General features: G+C 68.7%; 23 protein-coding genes. 12 read left to right on the top strand and 11 right to left on the bottom strand.

Annotation, left to right across the window (positions count from 1 at the left end; all coding sequences use genetic code 11):
* Positions 1 to 153 precede the first annotated feature (153 nt).
* The gene (locus LRM18_RS17575; RefSeq protein WP_270955147.1) at positions 154 to 2475 is read left to right on the top strand and encodes a DUF1631 domain-containing protein; all 2322 of its coding nucleotides are present in this window, start codon (positions 154 to 156) and stop codon (positions 2473 to 2475) included.
* Positions 2476 to 2527: 52 nt separating this feature from the next.
* The gene (locus LRM18_RS17570; protein WP_057493435.1) at positions 2528 to 3607 is read left to right on the top strand and encodes an NAD(P) transhydrogenase subunit alpha; all 1080 of its coding nucleotides are present in this window, start codon (positions 2528 to 2530) and stop codon (positions 3605 to 3607) included.
* Between the two features lie 121 nt (positions 3608 to 3728).
* Here the strand turns inward: LRM18_RS17570 and LRM18_RS17565 are convergent, their stop codons facing one another.
* Genes LRM18_RS17565 through LRM18_RS17555 form a run of 3 tightly spaced genes read right to left on the bottom strand, consistent with a single transcriptional unit; the run spans position 3729 to position 5101 of the window.
* Complete coding sequence (locus LRM18_RS17565; RefSeq protein ID WP_057493434.1) at positions 3729 to 4190, bottom strand: DUF3106 domain-containing protein; 462 nt, start codon at positions 4188 to 4190, stop codon at positions 3729 to 3731.
* A gap of 3 nt (positions 4191 to 4193) precedes the next feature.
* The gene (locus LRM18_RS17560) at positions 4194 to 4520 is read right to left on the bottom strand and encodes a hypothetical protein (RefSeq protein WP_049465754.1); all 327 of its coding nucleotides are present in this window, start codon (positions 4518 to 4520) and stop codon (positions 4194 to 4196) included.
* The gene (locus LRM18_RS17555; protein ID WP_103282764.1) at positions 4517 to 5101 is read right to left on the bottom strand and encodes an RNA polymerase sigma factor; all 585 of its coding nucleotides are present in this window, start codon (positions 5099 to 5101) and stop codon (positions 4517 to 4519) included. Before LRM18_RS17555 ends, LRM18_RS17560 begins: the two co-directional genes overlap by 4 nt.
* Positions 5102 to 5198: 97 nt before the next feature.
* Between LRM18_RS17555 and LRM18_RS17550 the strand changes: the two genes are divergently transcribed.
* Complete coding sequence (locus tag LRM18_RS17550) at positions 5199 to 5519, top strand: NAD(P) transhydrogenase subunit alpha (RefSeq protein ID WP_270955146.1); 321 nt, start codon at positions 5199 to 5201, stop codon at positions 5517 to 5519.
* Positions 5516 to 6976: an NAD(P)(+) transhydrogenase (Re/Si-specific) subunit beta gene (locus tag LRM18_RS17545; protein WP_049465760.1), complete on the top strand. Its 1461-nt coding sequence runs from the start codon at positions 5516 to 5518 to the stop codon at positions 6974 to 6976. The genes LRM18_RS17550 and LRM18_RS17545 overlap by 4 nt, the downstream gene beginning before the upstream one ends.
* 336 nt (positions 6977 to 7312) lie before the next feature.
* Here the strand turns inward: LRM18_RS17545 and LRM18_RS17540 are convergent, their stop codons facing one another.
* Positions 7313 to 7732 (bottom strand): hypothetical protein, encoded by a 420-nt coding sequence (locus LRM18_RS17540; protein WP_049465762.1) that lies wholly within the window; start codon positions 7730 to 7732, stop codon positions 7313 to 7315.
* A 122-nt stretch (positions 7733 to 7854) separates the two neighbouring features.
* On the opposite strand from LRM18_RS17540, the gene sufT reads away from it, so the two are divergent.
* The 6 genes from sufT (at position 7855) to LRM18_RS17510 (ending at position 13866) form a co-directional block, all read left to right on the top strand.
* Complete coding sequence (gene sufT, locus LRM18_RS17535) at positions 7855 to 8406, top strand: putative Fe-S cluster assembly protein SufT (protein ID WP_005415385.1); 552 nt, start codon at positions 7855 to 7857, stop codon at positions 8404 to 8406.
* 59 nt (positions 8407 to 8465) lie between these two features.
* Entirely contained in the window at positions 8466 to 9560 is a 1095-nt protein-coding gene (locus LRM18_RS17530) for a branched-chain amino acid aminotransferase (protein WP_049465764.1), read from the top strand.
* Positions 9561 to 9734: 174 nt separating this feature from the next.
* Positions 9735 to 10391, top strand: a complete 657-nt coding sequence (locus LRM18_RS17525) for a hypothetical protein (RefSeq protein ID WP_053505760.1) — start codon at positions 9735 to 9737, stop codon at positions 10389 to 10391.
* Positions 10388 to 10723, top strand: a complete 336-nt coding sequence (locus LRM18_RS17520) for a transcriptional regulator (RefSeq protein ID WP_049465767.1) — start codon at positions 10388 to 10390, stop codon at positions 10721 to 10723. Before LRM18_RS17525 ends, LRM18_RS17520 begins: the two co-directional genes overlap by 4 nt.
* Position 10724: 1 nt before the next feature.
* A complete protein-coding gene (locus LRM18_RS17515) occupies positions 10725 to 11747 on the top strand; it encodes a M23 family metallopeptidase (RefSeq protein WP_064237712.1) in 1023 nt (340 codons plus the stop codon).
* Positions 11748 to 12123: 376 nt separating this feature from the next.
* Complete coding sequence (locus LRM18_RS17510) at positions 12124 to 13866, top strand: S8 family peptidase (protein ID WP_049465771.1); 1743 nt, start codon at positions 12124 to 12126, stop codon at positions 13864 to 13866.
* A gap of 88 nt (positions 13867 to 13954) precedes the next feature.
* On the opposite strand, the gene LRM18_RS17505 is transcribed toward LRM18_RS17510, so the two are convergent.
* The 3 genes from LRM18_RS17505 to wrbA form a co-directional block, all read right to left on the bottom strand.
* On the bottom strand, positions 13955 to 14440 hold the full coding sequence (locus LRM18_RS17505) for an asparaginase domain-containing protein (RefSeq protein WP_010481766.1): 486 nt from the start codon (positions 14438 to 14440) through the stop codon (positions 13955 to 13957).
* Positions 14441 to 14519: 79 nt separating this feature from the next.
* Positions 14520 to 14855 carry a DUF2069 domain-containing protein gene (locus tag LRM18_RS17500; RefSeq protein WP_049465773.1) on the bottom strand — a complete coding sequence of 112 codons (336 nt, stop codon included), beginning with the start codon at positions 14853 to 14855 and terminating at the stop codon, positions 14520 to 14522.
* Complete coding sequence (gene wrbA / locus LRM18_RS17495; RefSeq protein ID WP_074725616.1) at positions 14852 to 15445, bottom strand: NAD(P)H:quinone oxidoreductase; 594 nt, start codon at positions 15443 to 15445, stop codon at positions 14852 to 14854. The genes LRM18_RS17500 and wrbA overlap by 4 nt, the downstream gene beginning before the upstream one ends.
* A gap of 77 nt (positions 15446 to 15522) precedes the next feature.
* Here wrbA and LRM18_RS17490 point away from each other — a divergent pair, with 77 nt between their 5' ends.
* On the top strand, positions 15523 to 16797 hold the full coding sequence (locus LRM18_RS17490) for a YihY family inner membrane protein (RefSeq protein WP_049465777.1): 1275 nt from the start codon (positions 15523 to 15525) through the stop codon (positions 16795 to 16797).
* The gene (locus LRM18_RS17485; protein WP_270955145.1) at positions 16794 to 17369 is read left to right on the top strand and encodes a TlpA disulfide reductase family protein; all 576 of its coding nucleotides are present in this window, start codon (positions 16794 to 16796) and stop codon (positions 17367 to 17369) included. Before LRM18_RS17490 ends, LRM18_RS17485 begins: the two co-directional genes overlap by 4 nt.
* A gap of 623 nt (positions 17370 to 17992) precedes the next feature.
* On the opposite strand, the gene ppk2 is transcribed toward LRM18_RS17485, so the two are convergent.
* Genes ppk2 through hemA form a run of 4 tightly spaced genes read right to left on the bottom strand, consistent with a single transcriptional unit; the run spans position 17993 to position 22877 of the window.
* Entirely contained in the window at positions 17993 to 18775 is a 783-nt protein-coding gene (gene ppk2 / locus LRM18_RS17480; protein ID WP_005408184.1) for a polyphosphate kinase 2, read from the bottom strand.
* A gap of 46 nt (positions 18776 to 18821) precedes the next feature.
* Complete coding sequence (locus LRM18_RS17475) at positions 18822 to 20528, bottom strand: tetratricopeptide repeat protein (RefSeq protein ID WP_270955144.1); 1707 nt, start codon at positions 20526 to 20528, stop codon at positions 18822 to 18824.
* Between the two features lie 5 nt (positions 20529 to 20533).
* The gene (prfA, locus tag LRM18_RS17470; protein ID WP_049468710.1) at positions 20534 to 21616 is read right to left on the bottom strand and encodes a peptide chain release factor 1; all 1083 of its coding nucleotides are present in this window, start codon (positions 21614 to 21616) and stop codon (positions 20534 to 20536) included.
* Complete coding sequence (gene hemA, locus LRM18_RS17465) at positions 21594 to 22877, bottom strand: glutamyl-tRNA reductase (protein ID WP_049468712.1); 1284 nt, start codon at positions 22875 to 22877, stop codon at positions 21594 to 21596. The genes prfA and hemA overlap by 23 nt, the downstream gene beginning before the upstream one ends.
* Positions 22878 to 22924: the final 47 nt, after the last annotated feature.

Raw genomic sequence — 22924 nt, 5'->3', positions numbered from 1 at the left:
CGGGCCGCCGGTCATGAGGTTTGAAGTGAGGACTGTTTCACTGTCCGTGACGGGCTGGCCGGCCTACCATCGACGTACCGGTACATGGGGTGTGCCGGTCGTCGCGATGTCCATGGTGTCTGTCGTACCAGAGAAGGTGGGGAGCCTTCCCGAATGATGAGCGTGCCCACACCGATGGGATCGCCGGGCCGTGACCCGGCCCAGCTCCAGCTTGCCCGGGACATGGTCCTGCCCGCGCTGTGCCAGGCCTTCGGGGCCGCACTGGCGCGTTTCGACGATGCCCTGTTCGACCGTGCCGGCAATGCCGGCTCGTCGCAGTTGCTGTTCCTGGATGCGATGCGCGAGCTGCGCCGGCGTCGCGAGGACATCGCCGGCGCCTTCGCCGGCCACCTGCAGCAGGCCTGGGCGGCATTGGCCGCCGGTGAGCCGCTGTCGGCCGAGGCGACCCTGTCCGGGCCGGCCGAGGACGGCTTGAGCCTGCTGGCCGAGCATGTGCTGGAATCACGGTTGGCGGTGCGCAATTTCGCCACCGTACTGCTGCGTGACTTCAAGCCGGTGCTGGCACGGCTGGACCGCCGCCTGGGCCGCTTGATCGGCGGCGTCGAACTGGACGCGGACCATAATCCGATCAGCCCCGAGCATCTGGGCGTGGCCATCCACGAAGCCTTTGCCGGCTGTGAACTGGCCCCGGAAGTGCATCTGGTGCTGATCAAACTGTGCGAGCGCGACCTGCGCGCACCGGTCGGCCGCATCTACGAGAAGCTGGACGAACAGCTGGCTGCGGCTGGCGTGATGTCGCAGATGGGCACTCCGCAGCGCCCACCGCCGCCGGCGCCGGATCCGCGCATGGCCGGGATGCTGGATGACCTGGTCGAGCAGCGCCACGGCGCGGGCTTCGATCCGGGCTTCAGCGATGACGAGCAGGCGGCACCGGCCTGGGCGCAGCGCTTCGCCGCCCGCTGGTCCGAGCGCCGCGGGCATATGCAGCAGCACCTGGGCGGCGATGACGGCGCCAGCGGCGAGGCCTACGCCGGCCAGCAGGGCATGCTGCTGGAAGCGCTGCACGAACTGCTGCAGCAGACCCGCCACGTGCGTGAGGACGCCACGTCTGCGGCACAGGTGGCGGTCGGCCAGCAGCGACCGCTCAGCCAGCGCGAAATGATGTCGGTGCTGTCGCTGCTGCAGGCCACGCCGAGCGCGACCCTGCGCGCGGCCATCGGCGAGGACGGCGAATCGCTGGCGCAGCGGCTGAAGAGCGAAGTGCTGTCCAGCGCCACCCAGCTTGGCGTCGATCCGGGCCAGACCCGGCTGGACCCGCAGGACGAGGACGCCATCGACCTGGTCGGCATGCTGTTCGACGTGATGCTGGACGAGCGTGAACTGGAGGGCCGCTCACGCGAACTGATCGGCCGCCTGGTGGTGCCTTTCGTCAAGGTGGCCATGCTCGACCGCCGCATGTTCGTGCAGAAGACCCATCCGGCGCGCAAGCTGCTCAACTCGCTGGCCGAGGCCTGCGAGGGCAACACCGGTGAAAGCCAGGCCGAGCGCATGCTGATGGCCAAGGTCGAAGAGATCATCGAGCGCCTGGTGGCCGAGTTCAACGAGAACCTGGCGATCTTCCTGACCCTGGAAGAGGAATTCCGCGAGTTCCTGGTGCAGCATCGCCGCCGCGTGGAAATCGCCGAGCGCCGTGCCGCCGAAACGCAGCGCGGCCAGGAAAAACTGGAAATGGCCCGCACCCGCGCCGGCGCCGAGCTGGACCGCCGTATCGGCGATGCCAGCCTGCCGCCGGCCATTGCCGAATTCCTGCGCCAGCCGTGGCAGCACCACCTGACCCTGGCGCTGCTGCGCGAGGGCGAAGAAGGCGCCTCGGTGGCCGAGGCATTGAGCCTGGGCGACGGCTTGCTGGAGGAAGTGGCCGAGGCGCGCCGCCAGATCGTCGGCAAGCCGTGGCTGCAGGCCTGGCAGCCGGTGTTGGCCAAGGTGTTTGCCAGCGTCGGTGTGCACGGCGATGCGGCCACCGGGGCGATTGACGCCCTGCATGACACGCTGCAGGGCATCGCCGAGTCGCGGCCGGAACTGCAGCGCGCGCTGCCCGAGCTGCCGCAGGTGGCGCTGCCGGCGCCGCCGGTCGCTGAATCGCCCGCGGTGGAACTGGGTGGCCAGATCGACGCCGATGATTTCGACAATGCCGATGCCGACCGCTTCCGCCGCATGGAAATCGGCAACTGGCTCGATTTCGTCGACAAGGACGGCAAGGTGCAGGCCGGCAAGCTGTCCTGGGTCAGCCCGATCTCTTCGCGCCTGCTGTTCGTCAACCGTCGCGGCGTGCGCTTCTGCGTGGCCTCGCCGGAAGAACTGGCGGTGATGGTGCGGCTGGGCCGCCTGCGCGCCCATGTGGATGATGGTGCCTTCGACAGCGCCATGCAGGGGGTGATCGACCGCCTCGACCCGGGCAGCGCCACGCTGCACTGAGCGCGGGCCGCCTGCTAGGATCGGGAAAACTCACCGATCAGCGGGGACCTGCATGGCCGTGGCGTTGCTGGGGATCAAGGAGACCGCGCCGGGCGAACGGCGCGTGGCGTTGACGCCGGAAACCGCGCGCAAACTCGGCGCGCTGGGCATAACGGTCTGGTACGAGGCTGGCGCCGGCCTGGCCGCCGGCTTCACCGATGCGGCCTATGACGATGCCGGCGCACGCGTCTTCGACGCGGGGCGCTGGCCCGAGATCGATATCCTGCTGTGCGTGCAGGCACCTGCGGCGGCAGTGCTGGAGCAGCTCAAGCCCGGGGCCAGCGTGGTCGGCCTGTTGACCCCGGCCAGTGATCCAGCGCTGGCGGCGCTGGCGGACAGCGACCGCCTGTACCTGTTCCCGCTGCAGCAGCTGCCGCGCACCACCCGTGCGCAGGCGATGGATGTACTCAGCTCGCAGGCCGGCATGGCCGGCTACAAGGCGGCGCTGATCGCCGCCGAGCGCGCGCCACGCTTCTTCCCGATGTTGACCACTGCCGCCGGTACCGTGCGCCCGGCCAAGGTGCTGGTGATCGGCGCCGGCGTGGCGGGCCTGCAGGCCATCGCCACCGCACGCCGTCTCGGTGCGCAGGTGGAAGGGTTCGACGTGCGCCCCGAAACCCGTGAGCAGATCCAGTCCCTGGGCGCACGCTTCCTCGATCTCGGGGTGAGTGCGGCGGGCGAGGGCGGGTACGCGCGGGCGCTGACCGATGACGAGCGCGCCGAGCAGCAGCGTCGGCTGTCCGACCACCTGCGCGGCGTGGACGTGGTGATCTGCACGGCCGCCGTGCCGGGCCGCCCGGCGCCGACGATCGTGACCGCCGCGATGGTGGAAGGCATGGCCACCGGCAGCGTGATTGTCGATCTGGCCGCCGAGAGCGGCGGCAACTGTGCACTGACCCGGCCGGGGCAGTGCATCGAGCACCAGGGCGTGACCATCGATGGCCCGCTGGGCCTGGCCAGTCGCGGTGCGACGCAGGCCAGCGAGATGTATGCGCGCAACCTGCTCAACTTCGTTGCGCTGTTCGTGCGCGAAGGCCAGCTCGGGTTCGACTGGGACGACGAGCTGCTGGCGAAGACCCGCTGGCAGGCGTGAATGACAAGGGGGCAGAGCCCTTTGCCTCTGGCAAAGGGATCTGACCCCGAACGTGCGGCGGGTCATCCCGGGGTCGGATCCCGTTGCGTCAGCAAAGGGCTCTGACCCCGTCCCCGGGGCCTTACCGCGGCTTCGCTGGCGGCGGGTTGTCGCGCACCCAGTCCCGGCGCTGCTCCGGCGTCATCTGCGACCAGCGCTCGCGCAGCGCGTCGCGCTGTGCCGGCGGCATGTCGCGCATCTGCCCGAACAGGGCGCGTGCCTGCTCGCGCTGTTCCGGGCTCATGTGCTCGAAGCGGCGCAGGCCGCGGCGGGCCTTGTCGCGTTCCTCCGGGCTCATCGATTGCCAGCGCTGGCCATGCGAGAGCATGCGCTGGCGCTGGCCCGCATCGGCACTGTTCCAGCGGTCGCGCAGCGGCGCCAGCAGGGACTCACGCTGGGATTCGCTCAGCTGCTCCCACGCAGGCAGCGTGGCGCCCGGCGCAGGGCGTGCAGCAGGCGCGGGCGCTGCGCTCTGCGCCAGCGCCGGGACGGCCGGCAGCAGCGACAGGGTCAACAGCAGCGGCAGGGTAGGCAGTCGGGACATGATTCACTCCATCGCCAGGTCGGTATCGCCCAGCCACAGGTACAGATCGGGATTCTCGTCGTACAGCGCGCTGTTGTCTTCCACCGCCGCCGTCGGCGCTACGGTCGCGGGCCCGGAATGCAGGCCCAGGCCGCTGAACTGCACGCCGACAGCCAGCGCCACCACCAGCGAACAGGCGCTGGCCAGCCACCAGCGCCCGCGCCCGCGGTGGATGGCCGTGGCGCCGTGGCGCGCCTGGCGCAGCCGCGCCAGCGTGGCCGGCGACAGCGCCTGCAGCGACTGCGCGTGCAGGCGGCGCAGGGTGTCATCGGATGGCAGGGAGCGGTTCACGGTCGGGTCTCCAGATAGTCCTGCAGCGCCTGCCGGGCGCGTGCCAGATGGGTCTTTACCGCGCCTTCGCTGCAGCCCATGGCGCGGGCGGTGGTGGCGCCGTCCAGGTCCTGCAGCACGCGCAGGGTGAAGGCTTCGCGCTGGCGGGCGGGCAGGGTGCGCAACGCCTCCACCAGCTGCTGGTACTGCTGGCGCTGTTCGTGCGCCTGCGCCGGGTCCGGGCCGGGGTCGGCCCAGTCGATCCCGCCGCCGTCGGCGTCCGGCGTGTCGCGCCAGAACGGCAGGCGGAAGCGGCGCCGGCGCTGCATGTCGATCACGCGGCGGCGCAGGATGCTCCAGAACAGCGGCGCCCATTCGGCAGCCGGCTTGTCGGCGTAGTCCAGCATGCGCAGCAGCGCATCCTGCACGGCGTCCATCGCGTCTTCGCGCTGGCGCAGGCCGGCCTCGGCGAATCGGAACGCACGCGGGCCGACATTGGCCAGGAACGCTTCCAGCGAGGCCGGCAGGGCCTCGGTCTCGGCGCTCGGGGGGACAGGGCTGCTCACCAGCACAGGGTACGGCTCCTTGCTCGGGGTCACCATCGACAACGCGTGAGCGCCGCCGCGGTTGACGCCGGGTGCGCGCGGGTTCAGCCCATGGTTATGATGGGGCGACGAAGACAGAGCAGGAGCGTTGCCAGTGAGTGACGGGTTCGTGGCGCTGTACATCTTCATGCTGGCGGCCATCGCCGGCCACGTGATCATTTCGCGGGTGCCGGTAATCCTGCACACCCCGCTGATGTCGGGCTCCAACTTCATCCACGGCATCGTGCTGATCGGTGCGATGGTGGTGCTGGGGCACGCGCAGACACCGCTGGAGAAGGCGCTGGGCTTCCTCGCCGTGGTGCTCGGTGCCGGCAATGCCGCCGGTGGCTACGTGGTCACCGCGCGCATGCTGGAAATGTTCAAGCCGAGCGCGCCCAAGGGCGACAAGGACGAACCGAAGGAGCCGCAGGCTTGAACATCAGCACCGTCGAACTGCTCGATTGGCTGGTCAAGGCCAGCTACCTGGTCGCCGCCACGCTGTTCCTGCTCGGCCTGCAGCGCATGGCCTCGCCGCTGACCGCGCGCAGCGGCATCCGCTGGGCCGGGCTGGGCATGCTGCTGGCCACCGCGGCCACCTTCTTCCTGCCCGAACTGCACAACGTGCCGTTGATCCTGGTGGCACTGCTGCTGGGCGCGGGCCTGGCCTGGTGGTCGGCCGGCAAGGTTGCCATCACCGACATGCCGCAGATGGTGGCGCTGTACAACGGCATGGGTGGTGGCTCGGCGGCGGCGATCGGTGCGGTGGAACTGCTGCGCTATGCCTTCCTGGCCCACCGCGATACCAGCCACTGGAGCGCGCAGGCGCTGGCCGACCTGGCCGCGCGCCAGCCGTCGGGCACGATGCTGCTGCTGGCGGTGGTCGGCGCGGCGATCGGTGCGGTGTCGTTGTCCGGTTCGGTGATCGCCTGGGCCAAGCTGGATGGACGCCTGGACAAGCGCGTGACCTGGCCGGGCCAGCAGGTGATGAACCTGCTGGTGGCCCTGGCGGTGGTGGTGCTGGCGATCATCGCGGCCAGTACGCTCAGCACCTGGGCGATCGTCGCTTTCTTCGTGCTGGCGCTGGCACTGGGCGTGCTGATGACGTTGCCGATCGGTGGCGCCGACATGCCGGTGGTGATCTCGCTGTACAACGCGTTCACCGGCCTGGCGGTGTCGTTCGAAGGTTATGTGCTCGGCAACGAGGCACTGATCATCGCCGGCATGATGGTCGGCGCGGCGGGCATCCTGCTGACCCGGTTGATGGCCAAGGCGATGAACCGGCCGATCCGCAATGTGCTGTTCTCCAACTTCGGCGGCGGCGCCGGTGGCGAAGCACAGGCGATCACCGGTTCGCAGAAGCCGATCGAAGCGGCCGACGTGGCTGCGATGATGGCCTTCGCCGAACGCGTGGTGATCGTGCCCGGTTACGGCATGGCCGTGGCGCAGGCCCAGCACAAGATCTGGGAACTGGCGCAGCGGCTGGGCCAGCGCGGGGTGAAGGTGAAGTTCGCCATCCACCCGGTCGCCGGGCGCATGCCCGGGCACATGAACGTGCTGCTGGCCGAAGCGGGCGTGCCCTACGACCTGATCGCCGACATGGACGATATCAACCCGGAATTCGCCAACACCGACGTGGTGCTGGTGATCGGTGCCAACGACGTGGTCAATCCGGTGGCGCGCACTGATCCGGCCAGCCCGATCTACGGCATGCCGGTGCTGGACGTGGTCAACGCGCGCAACGTGGTGGTGATCAAGCGCGGCAAGGGCACCGGCTTCGCCGGCATCGAGAATGCGCTGTTCTATGCCGACAACACCCGCATGCTGTATGGCGATGGTGCCGAAGCGGCCGCCTCGCTGGTGAGCGAACTGAAGGCGCTCGACGGCGGGCATTGAGGACCGGGGTTGGATCCCTTTCCGCAGGAAAGGGCTCTGACTCCTTTGCCGGCCAGCGGCCGGCACTACCGGATCCACGCGTGGCGGCGCCTGGCAGGTGCGGACCTGGGGCCGCACGCTTTTGCCGGCCAGCGGCCGGCACTACCGGATCCACGCGTGGTGGCCGCATCTGGTAGGTGCGGACCTGGGTCCGCACGCTTTTGCCGGCCAGCGGCCGGCGCTACCGGATCCACGCGTGGTGGCCGCACCTGGTAGGTGCGGACCTTGGTCCGCACGCTTTTGCCGGCCAGCGGCCGGCGCTACCCGCCCATCCGCGCGTGGCGTGGATCTACGCGATCAGCGCGCCAGCCAGGCGCCTACGGCAACGGCCACGGCCAGCCACAGCCATTCGATCGTGCCGTTGGCGAGGGTGATCAGGGTCCAGGCCAGGTGCGGACCCATCCGCATCGTGGCGTCCCACAGGTCCAGGCCGATCGAACCGCCCATCCAGGCGCTGGCGATGGCCCAGTTGGCCACCGCGGCCACCAGCAGGGTGCCCAGCACGACCAGGGCGACGCGCAGCCGACCCGGGCCCAGCGTGCCCAGGCGCAGCATGAACACCAGTTCCAGGGCGGCCAGCACCGCCATCCAGCCGACCTGGCGGCCGGTGATCAGCGCCAGCACCATCCAGGCGAGGGGAGCAACAAGCAGGCCCAGCAACAGCATGAGGGGCCAGAGCCAGGTCACGGTCCTGGCACGCGCGGCATTGGAGGACATCGAAGCTCCCTGAAGATCACCCACAGGATACTGTGGTTTGCCGCAGTGCACCGGCGGTGCCGGGGCGGCTGGGCTAGAATGCCGTCTTGCGTGGCCATGGCCACGGCCCCATATCGGTCCCCATGTATTCCCGTAGCAGCGAACCTGTCCACTTCGAACGCGATTGCGAGGCCGTGATGGTCCCGCAGGGCGACACCGTGACCCTGCCCGCCGGCAGCTATGGGTACATCACCCAGGCGCTGGGCGGCAGTTACTCGGTGTTCGTCGAGGGCAACCTGTTCCGCATCGCCGGCAAGGACGGCGACGCCATCGGCAAGGAAGCACCGGCACCGCTGGAGCTGCCGGCCGACGCCACCGATGAACAGGTGGAACAGCTGGTGTGGCAGCAGCTGCGCACCTGTTTCGACCCGGAAATCCCGGTCAACATCGTCGAACTGGGCCTGGTCTATGAAGTCGAGATCAAGCACCTGGACGAGGGCAAGCGCGAGATCGACGTGAAGATGACCCTGACCGCGCCGGGCTGCGGCATGGGCGAGATCCTGGTCGACGACGTGCGCAGCAAGCTCGAGATGATCCCGACGGTGGCCGAGGCCGACGTCGACCTGGTGTTCGACCCGCCGTGGAACCAGCACATGATGTCCGAGGCGGCCCGGCTCGAGACCGGCATGCTTTGACCCAGGGCCCGCAGTGACGCGGGCCCGGCACTACCCGCAACCAGAACAGGAATCCTCCGGTGTCCCAGTCCATCCCCAGCTTCGCCGTCACCCGTTCGGACCACCCGCGCAGCGCTGAAGAGCGCGCCAAGATCCTGGAGAAGCCGGGCTTCGGCCTGCACTTCACCGATCACATGGTGGAAGTGCGCTGGGACAAGGATGCCGGCTGGCACAACGCCAACGTGCGCGCCTACGGCCCGCTGCAGCTGGACCCGGCCGCGGCCGTGCTGCACTACGGCCAGGAGATCTTCGAAGGCATCAAGGCTTACCGCCATGCCGACGGTTCGATCTGGACCTTCCGCCCCGATGCCAACGGCCGTCGCCTGCAGCGTTCGGCGCAGCGCCTGGCGCTGCCGGAACTGCCGGTGGAGATCTTCGTCGAATCGCTGAAGCAGCTGATCGCCGTCGACAGCGACTGGGTGCCGTCCGCCGATGAGTCGAGCCTGTACTTCCGCCCGTTCATGATCGGCGACGAAGCCTTCCTCGGCGTGCGCGGCGCGCACAAGGCCGGCTACTACGTCATCGCCAGCCCGGCCGGCCCGTACTTCGCCAAGGGCGTGGCCCCGGTGTCGATCTGGTTGTCCACCGAATACGCGCGTGCGGCCAAGGGCGGCACCGGCGCCGCCAAGTGCGGTGGCAACTACGCGGCCTCGCTGCTGCCGCAGCAGAAGGCGCAGGCGCAGGGCTGCTCACAGGTGCTGTTCCTCGACCCGGTCGAAGGCAAGTACCTGGAAGAACTGGGCGGCATGAACGTGTTCCTGGTCTACAAGGACGGCACGCTGGTCACCCCGGAACTGTCCGGCAGCATCCTCGAGGGCATCACCCGCGAGAGCATCCTGCAGCTGGCCCGCGACCGCGGCATGAAGGTCGAAGAGCGCAAGGTCAGCATCGACGAGTGGAAGGACGGCGTGGCCTCCGGTGCGATCAGTGAAGTGTTTGCCTGCGGTACGGCGGCGGTGGTTACCCCGATCGGCCAGCTGAAGGGCGAAGGCTTCGCGGTGGGCGACATCAACGCCCCGGCCGGCGAAGTGACCATGTCGCTGCGCAAGGAGCTGACCGACATCCAGTACGGCCGCCTGCCGGACCGCCACAACTGGCTGGTCAAGCTGGGCTGATCGCCCACGCTCAACTGGAGAGCCGAGCCTACGCTTGGCGGCGTTGTTCCTGGAAAGCCCGTCCCTGTGACGGGCTTTCTGCGTTGTGGGGCCTCCAGATCGCTGCAGAGGACTGCTTGACGCAAATAGGTTTGCAGTGCAAACTATATTCAAGTGGCCACGATGGAGCGTGTCATGCAGCAGCCGTCCGTCATTGATCCTTCCTCGCGCCTGCAGGCGTTGACCCGTGAATACTCGCGTTACTCGCGCAGTGCCGGTGGCCTGTCGGCGATCGCGGGTGGTGTCGCCTGTCTGGCCTCCTTCCTTGCGGGCGCGCTGTTGCCGACCACCCTGGCACTGCGCGTCGCGCTGATCGCCGTCCCGGTGCTGTGGATCGTTGGCAAGCAATGGCTGGCGCGCCGCTACTACCAGCGGCTGGGCCAGGTCGAGGAGCAGGTGACGCCGGCCGAGCGCAACTTCCAGCGCTTCTTCATCGCCTTCACCGCCTTGGTGAGCGTGCTGGTGATCGGCAGCGTGCTGCCCAGGCTGGCGCCGATGGGTGAATTGCCCTGGGATCTGCGCGCCATCGGCTACCTGGCCGTGGTGGCGCTGCTGCCCTGGGTAGTGTGGCGCTGGCTGCGTACACCGCTGGAGTTCATCGTGGGTGTGTTCCTGCTGTGCCAGGCCGCGCTGGCCTTCACCGGGCAGACCTACGGTTTCGGGCTGAGCACTGCGGTGTTCCCACTGGCGTCCATTGCGCTGATCGTGGTCGGCTGGCGTGACCACCAGCGGTTCCACCGCCTGCAGGCGGAAATGCGCGCGTTCATGGCCGGACGGACGTTCGTCGAATGACCCGCTTGCCTGATTCGCGCGCGCTGCTCCAGCTCGACCGCCTGATCCACGAACCGGCGCGCCTGCTGATCCTGTCGATCCTGGCCGGCGCCGAGTCTGCCGAGTTCGGCTTTGTCGAACATCTCAGCGGGCTGAGCAAGGGCAACCTGTCCAGCCATCTGAGCAAGCTGGAGGCAGCCGGCCTGGTCGCCATCGAAAAGTCGTTCCGCGGCAAGCGCCCGCTGACCACCCTGCAGTTGACGCCACTGGGGCGCACCGCCCTGGCCGAGTACCGCACTCAGCTGGCGGCGATCGTCGCCGGCATTCCCGATCCGGATCGAAAGGACGCCTGACATGACATTGCTCCCGCGCCTGTTTGCAGTTCTGGTTGTTTCCTTCTCTGCCCTCACCGGTGCCGCCGCGGCCACAGATCCGCGCCAGCAGGGAGCCACGCTGACCGCGCAGTTCTATGAAGGCCACATCGACGCCTTGTGGGAACGGATGACGCCACAGATGCGGGCGGGGCTGCAGTCCCCGCAGAACCTGGTGGCGCTGCGCGAGCAGGTGCTGGCAGGCTGGGGCGCAGAAACCGAGCTGGTCAGCGAGAAGGTCGAGAAGGCTGAGGGATACGACACCTATCTGCGGCAGGCACGCTTCGCCAAGAGCCAGGCCATCATCCAGGTGCTGTGGGCTATCGACGCTGACGGGCGGATCGGCGGCTTCTACATCCGCCCGCTACAGACCACGCCGCCGCAGGCCGCGGCGAGCGGGTTCCTTGACTACCAGACCCGCACACGGCTGCAACTGCCGTTCAAAGATGAATTCTTCGTGTTCTGGGGCGGCCGCAGTGTCGAACAGAACTACCATGCGGCCCACGCCGGCCAGCGCTTCGCGATGGACCTGCTGGTGGTCCGCGATGGCCGTTCCCATGGTGGAGAGGGTCAGCGCAACGAGGACTATTTCTGCTTTGGCCGGCCAATCCTCGCGCCGGCCGACGGCACGGTGGTGGAGGTGGTCGAGGGCGTCGCCGACAACGTGCCAGGCCAGATGAACGCTGCCCAGCTCACCGGCAACCGCGTCATCCTCGATCACGGCAATGACGAGTACTCGGTGCTGGCGCACCTGCGCCAGGGCAGCGTGCGCGTTGCACAGGGGCAGGTCGTCCGCAGCGGCACGCACCTCGGTGACTGTGGGAACAGCGGCAATTCCTCCGAACCGCACCTGCACTACCAGCTGCAGGCCGGGCCTGCGTTCGGGGTCAGCGCGGCGCTGCCGGCCCAGTTCTCCGGCTATGTGGCCGACGGCCAGCCGGTCGCGCGCGGCGAACCGGTCAAGGGGCAGCACATCCGGCCTGGCGGCGCTGCACACATCGAATAGTCCCTGCACTCGAACGGGGCAGCACGAGGGCCGCGCCGATGCTGCGCGGCCATCGGCGTGGAAGTGCACGCCGATGTCGGCAAAGTCATCGGCGGACAGGACAACGCCCAGTCAGGTGCGTTCAGGGCGTGAGAAAGTCCTTCACCTTCACAAACCCTCGACCCGAAAAGTCTCATATCAGACATTTCATCTTGCTGAAAAGACGCTGAAAATCTTGTGGTGTCCGCTTTTGGTCATTAGCGTCATGTGCACGGCGGATCGATAGGGGGATCCGCTGGCCCGCCGGACTTCGAACCTCGCCAACGCAAGCCAGCCCAGGGTTCGGGCCGGTGCTTCTGCCGATTCCGGCATTCACACCACTAGAAAGGGAAATACGATGTCCCAGGTAACGCAACCGCGTGTGCGTCGAGTGTGGGTGGTCCTTGGTGCGTCCGTTCTGTCATCGCTGCTGCTGGCCACGCCTGCGCTGGCCGGTGACGTCCAGCTCAGCGGCCTGCAGTCCGCGCCGACGCACCAGCGCTTCATCGTGAAGTACCGCGACGGCAGTGCGCCGGTGGCCAACACCACTGCGCTGGCGTCTTCGCTGAAGAGTGCCGCCGCCGGCCTGGCCAGCAGCCAGGGGCGCGCGCTGGGCCTGCAGGAAGTCCGCAAGCTGGCCGTAGGCCCGACCCTGGTCAGGACCGATCGCCCGCTCGACCAGGCCGAATCCGAGCTGCTGATGCGCAAGCTCGCTGCCGACCCGAACGTGGAATACGTCGAAGTCGACCAGATCATGCGTGCGACGCTGACCCCGAACGACACCCGCTTCAGTGAACAGTGGGGCTTCGGTACCTCCAATGCGTCGATCAACGTGCAGCCGGCCTGGGACAAGGCCACCGGCACCGGCGTCGTGGTGGCCGTGATCGACACCGGCATCACCAACCATCCCGATCTCAACGCCAACATCCTGCCCGGCTATGACTTCATCAGCGACGCTGCGATGGCGCGCGATGGCGGCGGCCGCGACAGCAACCCGAACGACGAAGGCGACTGGTATGGCGCCAACGAGTGCGGCTCGGGCATCCCGGCGTCCAACTCCAGCTGGCACGGCACCCACGTCGCCGGCACCGTGGCGGCGGTGACCAACAACAGCACCGGCGTGGCCGGCACGGCGTTCAACGCCAAGGTCGTCCCGGTGCGCGTGCTCGGCAAGTGCGGCGGCTATACCTCCGACATCGCCGATGCCATCGTGTGGGCCTCCGGCGGCACCGTCAGTGGCGTGCCGGCCAATGCCAATCCGGCGGAAGTCATCAACATGTCGCTGGGCGGCGGCGGCACCTGCTCGGCCACCTACCAGAACGCGATCAACGGCGCGGTCAGCCGCGGCACCACCGTGGTGGTCGCCGCTGGCAACAGCAACACCAACGTGTCCTCGTCGGTGCCGGCCAACTGCGCCAATGTGATCGCAGTAGCGGCCACGACCTCGGCCGGTGCGCGGGCCAGCTTCTCCAACTATGGTGCCGGCATCGACATTTCCGGTCCGGGCCAGAGCATCCTGTCCACCCTCAACACCGGCACCACCACGCCGGGCAGCGCCAGCTACGCGTCCTACAACGGCACCTCGATGGCGGCCCCGCATGTGGCCGGTGTGGTTGCACTGATGCAGTCGGTGGCGCCGAGCCCGCTGAGCCCGGCGCAGGTCGAGAGCATCATCAAGAGCACCGCACGCCCGCTGCCGGGCGCCTGCTCGGGGGGCTGCGGCGCCGGCATCATCGACGCCAACGCGGCGGTCACCGCAGCGATCAACGGCGGTGGCAACCCGAACCCGGGTGGCAACGTGCTGCAGAACAATGTGCCGGTGACCGGCCTGGGCGCTGCGACCGGTGCCGAGCTGAACTACACCGTCGCCGTCCCGGCCGGCAGCACCCAGCTGCGCGTGGCGATCAGTGGCGGCAGCGGCGATGCCGACCTGTACGTGCGCCAGGGCAGTGCCCCGACCGATACCACCTACACCTGCCGCCCGTACCTGAGTGGCAACAGCGAGACCTGCACCATCAACAGTCCCGCCGCCGGGACCTGGTACGTGCGGGTGAAGGCGTACAGCACCTTCTCGGGCGTGACCCTCAGCGCCCAGTACTGAGCCCAAGACCCTCTCCAAGGGCACGCCCTGGCTTCGGCCGGGGCGTTTTTTCCTGGGTGGATGCCGACCCTGGTCGGCGCCCTGTTCCTCAGACCGACTCGAAGCGGTTGGCCGCCACGTTCTTGCGCACGTGCTGCGGGTCGAAGATCCGCCCGTTCATCGCGATGTACACGCCGCTCGGCAGCGACTGCACCGCACCGATCGCACAGCCGATGTTGAACTCGGCATCCGAGCCGCGGAAGCGGGCCGGGCTCAGCGCGCCGGTCATCACGATGGTCTTGTCCGGGATCGTCGCCAGCACCTTGCCGGTCTGCACCATCGAGTCGGTGCCATGGGTCACCAGCACGTGCCGGGTCGGCTGCGCGGCGATGGTGGCACGGATCAGCTCGCGGTCCTCGTCGTTGATGTGCAGCGAATCCTTGCGCAGGATCGGGATCACGTTGAAGCGGAACGTCACGCCCAGCTCGCGCAGGATCATGCCGATCTGCGGATCGCCGATCTGGTAGTCCGACTTGTCGTCGAAGTAGATCTTGTCGATCGTGCCACCGGTGGTGACGACCAGGAGCTCTTCCATCATGTGCATGCGCGAAACCAGGACAGGGACTGCGGCGCGGGGCCAGGAATGCAGATGATAAGGCCCTGCGCGCGCAGCGTCAGCGCCGCTTGCCGAAGCGGGCGCGCAGGCCGGGCAGGCTGGCGCTGAAGATCACCAGCAGCGCCAGCGCGATCTCGATCAGTGCCAGCCAGCGTGTTTCCGGGTGGCTCCAGGCGCTCATCACGCCGTGGCTGAACCAGCCCAGCGCCAGCACCGAGGCCCAGAAGCCGGCCTTGCGCCAGCCCAGGCGCACGGCGATGGCCAGTGCCAGCGGTGGGGCGGTGAACACCAGCTGGGTGGCCAGCCAGTGCCTGTCATTGATGAACCAGCCGGCGAACAGCGCGGCCAGCGCCATCAGGGCCAGCAGCAGCACCGTGCGCGGCGCCCGGCTCATCGGGCCAACCGCTGCGCGATGTCGGCCACCCGGCGCCCCAGCGCGCGCGCCAGCACCGCTTCGTCGTCGGTCGGCTGCGGATCGTCGGCGGCACCGGCCACATGGCTTGCGCCGTAGGGCGTACCGCCGCTGGTGGTATGGCTCAGCGCCGGCTCGGTGAACGGGATGCCGACGATCACGCAGCCGTGGTGCAGCAGTGGCACCTGCATCGACAGCAGGGTCGACTCCTGCCCGCCGTGCATTGACGCGGTGGAGGTGAACACGCCCGCCGGTTTGCCGGACAGGGTGCCGTTGACCCATTCGGCGCCCAGCCCGTCCAGGAAGTGCTTGACCGGCGCGGCCATGTTGCCGAAGCGGGTGGGGCTGCCCAGCAGCAGGCCCTGGCAGTCGGCCAGGTCCTGCACGCTCACGTAGGGCGCGCCATCGTCGGGTACCGGTGGCTGCGCGGTCTGGGTCACGGCAGCCACCGGCGGCACCGTGCGCAGGCGCGCGGTCATGCCCGGCACTTCGCCGATGCCCCGCGCGATCTGGCGCGCCAGCCGTGCCACCGAACCGCCCCGGCTGTAGTACAGCACCAGAATCTCGCCCATCGTGCCCGCTTCTCCTCGTCGTGTGGCCGCCAGTATGGCTATCCTGCGAGCATTCCGCATCGGGTACCCTTTCGCCGATGGAACCTTTGGATACGCTCAACCTGTGGATGGAGCGCGCGCGGGATCGCGCACGGGCCATCAGCTTCGGCCGCTTCCTGTGGCACCGCTTCCTCGACGACCGCCTGTTCCAGGCAGCGGCGGCGCTGGCGTACACCACGGTGTTCGCGCTGGTGCCGCTGGCAATCGTGGTGTTCGGTGTGCTGTCGGCCTTCCCCGTCTTCGACCGCTGGAGCGACCAGCTCAGCGACTACGTGTTCTCCAACTTCGTGCCCTCCGCGGCACGTGCCGCCGAAGGCTACCTGCGGCAGTTCTCGGCCAGTGCCGGGCAGCTGACGGCGGCCGGCTTCATCGCGCTGGTGGTATCGCTGCTGATCACGCTCAACAGCGTGGAAGAGACCTTCAACCAGATCTGGCGGGTCGGCTCGACCCGGCCCAAGCTGACCCGCTTCCTGGTCTACTGGACCGTGCTGACCCTGGGCGCGATGCTTGCCGCTGCGTCTCTGGCCGTATCGGCGCGGGTGTTCGCCATGCCGTTGTTCGGTACCCAGGAGGGCCGGTGGCTGGCCGAACTGGCGCTGCGGCTGGCGCCGATCCTGATCGAGTTCGTCTGCATCACGCTGATGTTCCGGGTGGTGCCGCACCACACGGTGAAATGGCGGCATGCCGTGCCCGGCGCGATCCTGGCGGCGGTCATCCTGGAACTGGTGAAGTGGGGCATCGGTGCCTATCTGGGCAGCTTCCAGTCCTACCAGAAGCTGTATGGCACGGTGGCGTTCGTGCCGATCCTGCTGCTGTGGATCTACCTGTGCTGGGTGGCGGTGCTGCTGGGGGCGTCGCTGGCTTCGTCGATGGCCGCCTTCCGCTACCAGCCGGTGGAACTGCGCCTGCCGCAGGGCTATGAGTTCTATGGACTGCTGCGCCTGCTCGGCCGCTTCCAGCATGCACGGGCCAAGGGCAAAGGCCTGGCCGATGACGAGATCCTGCGGCTGGAGCCGATGCTGACCGATTCGCTGCTGCAGGACCTGATCTGCAACCTGCAGGAGATCGACCTGCTGCGCCGCGATGAGCGCGGCGAGTGGCTGCTGTCACGCGACCTGGACCAGGTCAGCCTGGCCGATCTGTACGAATGCACCCAGCTGCGCATCCCGGTGGCCGAGCAGCATCTGCCGTACCGTGACGACAGCCTGGGCCGTGCCGCGTTGGCGGCGCTGGACGATCTGCGGCTGCCCCTGCGCGAACGCCTGAAGCGCCGGGTCAGCGATATCTATACCGATTCTGGAGACATGCCATGACCCGCAAGACCCCGTTGCCGCTGCTGCTTCCAGTGGCCCTGATGCTGGCCCTGGCGGCCTGCAAGCCGGCCCAGGAACCGGGGCCGGCCAGCAGCCAGCCGCCGTCGCAGGCGCCCACCCCGAGTGCCCCGGCACCTGCGGAGGAGACGCCAGCCGAGCGCACCACGGCCGAGTTCCCGACACTGAAGATGAAGGCGGTGGACGGCAGCGACTACGACCTGGCCGCGCATCGCGGGAAGTGGGTGGTGGTGAACTTCTGGGCCACCTGGTGCGCGCCGTGCCGCAAGGAGATGCCCGAGCTGTCGGCGTTGCATGCGATGCGCAGCAACATCGAAGTGGTCGGCCTGGCCTATGAGGACATCGCGGCACCGGAAATGCAGTCGTTCCTGGCCAAGCATCCGGTGACCTATCCGATCGTCATCGTGGATCCGTTCGAGCCGCCGGCGGACTTCGCCACACCGCGCGGCCTGCCGCTGACGCATCTGCTGGACCCGCAGGGCAAGCTGGCGCATACGTTCCTTGGCCCGGTGACCGCCGCCGACATCGAAAAGCAGATCGCTGCTGCCAAGTAATGGGGTTGGGCGGCAGGGCCTGCGGCCCTGCACCCGCGGTAGTGCCGGCCGCTGGCCGGCAGCAACAGCGGGCTATCCGTGGGATGGCGGGGCGGTGTCGGAGTGCGGGGACGCTGCAAGTACGTCCCTGTAAGCTTGGCAGCCGCATCCATGCGGCTGACACCCCGCACTCCGACACCGCCCCACCTCTGACAGATTTCTGCGATCTGGTAGATCCACGCCGTGCGTGGATGAATTTCTGTCAGATATCGAAATCAATCTGGGGTCGGATCCGTTTTCCTGCGGAAAACGGATCCGACCCCATGCCATTCCGACAGCTCGCAAGAATCTGTCGAAGGCGGGGTGGGTCCGGTTGAGGGGGCGTGAGCCGCATGGGCGCGAGGCATGCCTCGGGCGGGTTGGGCAGGACGCCCAACCCCGGTCTTGCCGTGTGCGCAGGACAGCGCACACGAGCAAGCTGCGACCGAGCTTACAGGGACGTACTTGCAGCGTCCCCCGCAACCGGACTCACCCCGCCATCCCTTAGGAAGCCCGCCGTTGCTGTTGCTTCGGCTGTTGCTGTTGCTGCCGGCCAGCGGCCGGCACTACCGCAGGTGCAGGGCCGCAGGCCCTGCCGACCCACCCTAGTCCTCGACCGGGAAGTCCTCGATCGGCTTCAGCACATCGTAGTGCTCGCGATGCAGCTTGCCCTTCAGCTTCGGCAGCTCCGGCAACGGCGCATCCACGCGCGTGTCCGGCAACCGGTCCAGCAGGTTGCGCACCAGCGTCAACCGGCCCAGCCGCTGGTCATTGAAATCCACCAGCGTCCACGGCGCCGCCTCGCGATGCGTCGCGCGCAGCATCGCCTCGCGGGCTTCGGTATAGGCGCTGTACTTGCTGCGCGATTTCAGGTCGACCGGGGACAGCTTCCAGCCCTTCAGTGGATCGAGATGGCGCTCGGCGAAGCGCTTTTCCTGCTGCTCCTGGTCCACGCACAGCCAGTACTTGAACAGCAGGATGCCGTCATCCACCAGCAGCTGCTCGAACACCGGTGCCTGGCGCAGGAACTGCTGGTACTCGGTTTCGCTGCAATAGCCCATCACCCGCTCGACGCCCGCGCGGTTGTACCAGCTGCGGTCCATCAGCACGATCTCGCCGGCGGCGGGAAGATGCGAGGCATAGCGCTGGAAATACCACTGCGTGGCTTCGCGGTCGGTAGGCTTGGGCAACGCCACCACCCGGCATTGGCGCGGGTTGAGATGCTGGCTGATGGCCTGGATCGCGCCGCCCTTGCCTGCCGTGTCCCGTCCCTCGAACAGCACCAGCAGGCGTTGCCCGCTGTGCTGCACCCAGCGCGCCATCGCGGTCAGTTCCAGCTGCAGCGGCAGCAGCAGTTCGTCGTAGTCCTTGCGCTTGAGCTTGGCCATCGTCACACCACGCGGGGAGGAAGCCCGAGCGTAGCGCAGCGGTGGCTCAGGCGATGTCGACGCCCTGCCAGCCCTGCTCGCCGGCCAGTCGCTGCAGCAGCGCCGACAGGTCGCGGGCGAACCCGGCCATGTCGAACAGGCCACTGCGGTCGCGCGCCTGCGCCAGCTCGGCGCGCAGCGCGGCCAGGGCCGATGGGTCGTTGCCCAATGCGCTGGCGGCGGCGATGAACGCCGCATCGTCGACAACATTCATCCGCGAAAGACCCAGATGATGGTTGAGGCTGCCGGCCACGCGCGCGGCGAAGGTATCGCCCGGGCAGGTCAGCACCGGGCAGCCGGCCCACAGCGCATCGGAAGCGGTGGTGTGCGCGTTGTACGGATGCGTGTCGAGGAACAGGTCGGCCAGTTGATACCGGGCCAGGTACTGCGGGTGTGGCAGCTTGGCCATGAACACCAGGCGCGCCGGATCCACGCCCGCCGCCTGCGCGGCAGCGCGCAGGCGGGCGTCGGCCTGGCCCGGGCCGGACAGCAGCCACAGCACGCTGCCAGGCACCGCCTGCAGCACGGCGAACGCGCGGCCCATGCTGCGCGGGTTGAGCTTGTAGCTGTTGTTGAAGCAGCAGAACACCACGCCCTGTGCGGGCAGGCCGCACTCGGCGCGGGACGGGGACGGCTCCAGCGTGCGGGTGTTGTCCGAGGGCTGGAAGGCCCGTGACAGGCGCAGGACGCGTTCGCTGAAGTGCGGTTCCAGCGATGCCGGCAGCACGAATTCATCGGCGACCACGGCGTCCAGCCAGCGCGCGCCCGAGGTGCCGGGGTAGGCCAGCCAGTTCAGCTGCAACGGGGCCGGGCGCATGGCCAGCACTTCGGGCGTGCCTCCGCCGCCCCAGCCGCGCAGATCGAACAGCAGGTCGATGCCCTGCGCACGGATGCGGGCCGCGATGTCGGCATGCCGCAGCGCGGCCACGTCATGCAGGCGGGTCGCGGCCTGCAGGCGGTCGCGGATGCGGCTGCCATCGGCGCGGTTCAGCGCGAACAGGTGCAGTTGCAGTGCCGGGTCATGACGCAGGTGTTCGAGCAGGGCCACGGTCAGCAGCCCGGTGGGATGGGCACCGAAGCCATTGGAAAGGAAGCCGACGCGCAACGGGCCGCGCGTGCGCATCTTCACCGCTGGCAAGGGCCGCACCGAGCCGGCGATGACAGCGGCGCGCGCCCGTGCACAGGCCAGCTGCTCGGCCGCGCTGGCGTCTTCACTGAGAAAGGCGAAGGGTTCCACCGCACCCTGCCCGGAAGCGAGCGCGGCGCGTACCTGCGTGGACAGCGCGTCCACGTCCTGCCAGTCACACAGGCGGCGCTGCCAGGCCAGGCGCTGGGCCGCGATGTAGGGCTCGTCGGGCATCAGCGCATGCGCGCGGCGATAGGCCGCTGCCGCGCCCTCGGCATCATCGGCATCTTCCAGTGCATGCCCCAGCCACAGCGCGATGCCCGGGTGCTGCGGCGCCAATGCCGAGGCCTGGCCGAGCAGCGCCGCCGCGTCGGCATGCGCGCCGGCCATCCAGGCCACGCGGCCCAGGCGCGCCAGTGCCTCGGGGTGGTTCGGGCGCAGCTGCAATGCACGTCGTGCGGCCTGCTCGCCGGCGGCGATGTCGCCGGCTTCCAGCTCCACGTCGGCCAGCATCACCCAGGCGACGAAGTCACCGGGCTGGCGTGCGATCGCCTGCTGCAGGTGCTGCCGCTGCTGCCAGGCCGACATCGTGCTCAGCCCGCCGACAGCTGGGCCAGGGCATCGACCTGGTGTTCGTGGCTGAGCCGCTGCAGCAGCGGGTCGAGGTCGCCGGCGAGGATGTTGGGCAGGTCGTACAGGGTCAGGCCTTCCACGCGATGGTCGGTGATCCGGCCCTGCGGGAAGTTGTAGGTGCGGATGCGCTGGCTGCGGTCGCCGCTGCCGACCTGCAGGCGCCGCGATTCGGCCTGCGCGGCGTCCTGGCGCTGGCGCTCGGCATCGAGCAGCTGCGCCTTCAGGCGCTTCATCGCCTTGTCGCGGTTGGCGTGCTGGCTGCGCTCGGTCTGGCACTCCACCACCACGCCGGTCGGCACGTGGGTGATGCGGATCGCCGATTCGGTCTTGTTGACGTGCTGGCCACCGGCGCCGGACGAGCGGAACGTATCCACCTTCAGGTCGGCCGGGTTGATGACGATGTCATCGACCTCGTCGGCCTCGGGAATGATCGCCACAGTCGCCGCCGAGGTGTGGATGCGGCCCTGTGATTCGGTGGCCGGCACGCGCTGCACGCGATGCGTGCCCGATTCGAACTTCAGGCGCGAGAACGCACCGCGGCCGACCACGCGCGCCACCACTTCCTTGTAGCCCCCATGCTCACCCGGGCTGTCCGATTCGATCTCGACCTTCCAGCCCTGGCGTTCGGCATAGCGGGCGTACATGCGGAACAGGTCGCCGGCGAAGATCGCCGCCTCATCGCCGCCGGTGCCGGCGCGCACTTCCAGGAACAGGTTGCCGTCGTCGCGTGGGTCACGCGGCACCAGCAGCAGCGCAAGCTCCTGCTCCAGTGCCTGCAGGCGCGCCTGCGCGGCGGCGATTTCCTCCTCGGCCAGCTCGCGCAGGTCGGGGTCGGCGCGCATGCCTTCGGCGGCGGCCAGGTCGGCCTTGGCACGGGCTTCGTCGGCCAGTGCAGTGGCGACCGGTTCAAGTTGGGCGAATTCGCGCGAAAGGTCGCGGAAACGGGTGTTGTCGGCGACCACGTCGGGTTCGGCGAGCAGGCGTTCCAGTTCTTCGCGGCGCTCGGCCAGCGCTTCCAGCTTACGGCGCAGGGTCGGCGTCATCGGGTCTCACGGGTGGGTGGCGGTAACCCGGCGTGGCCGGGAACAGGCGCTCGGCGGCGCGGGTCAGGTCGGCATCGCCGCTCAGCGCGGCCGCGCGCAGGGCGGCGGTCGGCGGATGCAGCAGGCGGTTGGTCAGGCCATGGGCCAGCAGTTCCAGCACTTCGTCGGCGGGCTTGCCGTTGGCCAGCTGCTGGCGCGCACGCTCCAGCAGCTCGGCGCGGGTGGCTTCGCCAAACGCGCGCAGCTGCCGCAGCGGTGCCTGGTGGGCGCTGGCCTGCTGGGTCTCGATGAAACGCGACACCTGCAGGTCGATGATCGCCTCGGCCTCGGCGGCGGCCTCGCGGCGGCCACGACGGTTGTCTTCCACCGCGCGTTCCAGGTCATCGACGGTGTAGAGGAAGGCGTCGTTGAGCGTGCCGACCTCGGCTTCGATGTCGCGCGGCACGGCCAGGTCGAACAGCAGCATCGGCTTGTGCCGGCGCGCGCGCAGGGCCTTGGCCACCATCTCGCGATGGATCACCGGTTCGCGCGCGGCGGTGGCCGAGAACACGATGTCGGCCTCGCCGAGGTGGCGATCCAGTTCGGTCAGCGGCAACGCCACGCCGCCATGGCGGCTGGCCAGTTCCTGCGCGTGGGCCAGGGTGCGGTTGGCGATCAGCAGCCGCCGTACCTTGCCTTCACTCAGGTGCCGTGCAGCCAGTTCGATGGTCTCGCCCGCACCGACCAGCAGGACGGTGGAGTCGTCCAGCCGGGCGAACGCGTTCTGTGCCAGGCGCACGGCCGCCGAGGCCACCGACACCGGGTTGGTGCCGATCTGGGTATCGGTGCGCGCACGCTTGGCCACCGAGAAGGTCTGCTGGAACAGGCGGTCCAGGCGTTGGCCGAGCAGTCCGTGGTCGCGCGCCGTCGACCAGGCCTCCTTCACCTGGCCGAGGATCTGCGGCTCGCCCAGCACCATCGAGTCCAGGCCGGTGGCGACCCGGAACAGGTGGCGCACGGCTTCGGCATCGGCGTGCTGGTACAGATAGCCCTGCAGGTCGCCGGCCTGGCTGTGCAGCCACTGGTCCAGCGCCTGCGCCGACTCGGCCACGGCGTACAGCTCGGTGCGGTTGCAGGTGGACAGCAGGACCGCCTCGGCAATCTGCGGGGTGTCGCGCAGCGAACCCAGCGCACGCGGCAACGCCTCACCGGCGAAGGCCGCGCGCTCGCGCAGCTCCACCGGTGCGGTCTGGTGATTCAGTCCGAGCACCCACAGGGTCATTGTTCAGTTGCTTGCGATAAGCTGCTGGCCATTGGACGACATTTTAA

Source organism: Stenotrophomonas sp. PI_27 (assembly GCF_027854495.1).
Taxonomy (GTDB): domain Bacteria; phylum Pseudomonadota; class Gammaproteobacteria; order Xanthomonadales; family Xanthomonadaceae; genus Stenotrophomonas; species Stenotrophomonas pavanii.
This window is presented reverse-complemented; position numbering and strand designations above follow the sequence as displayed.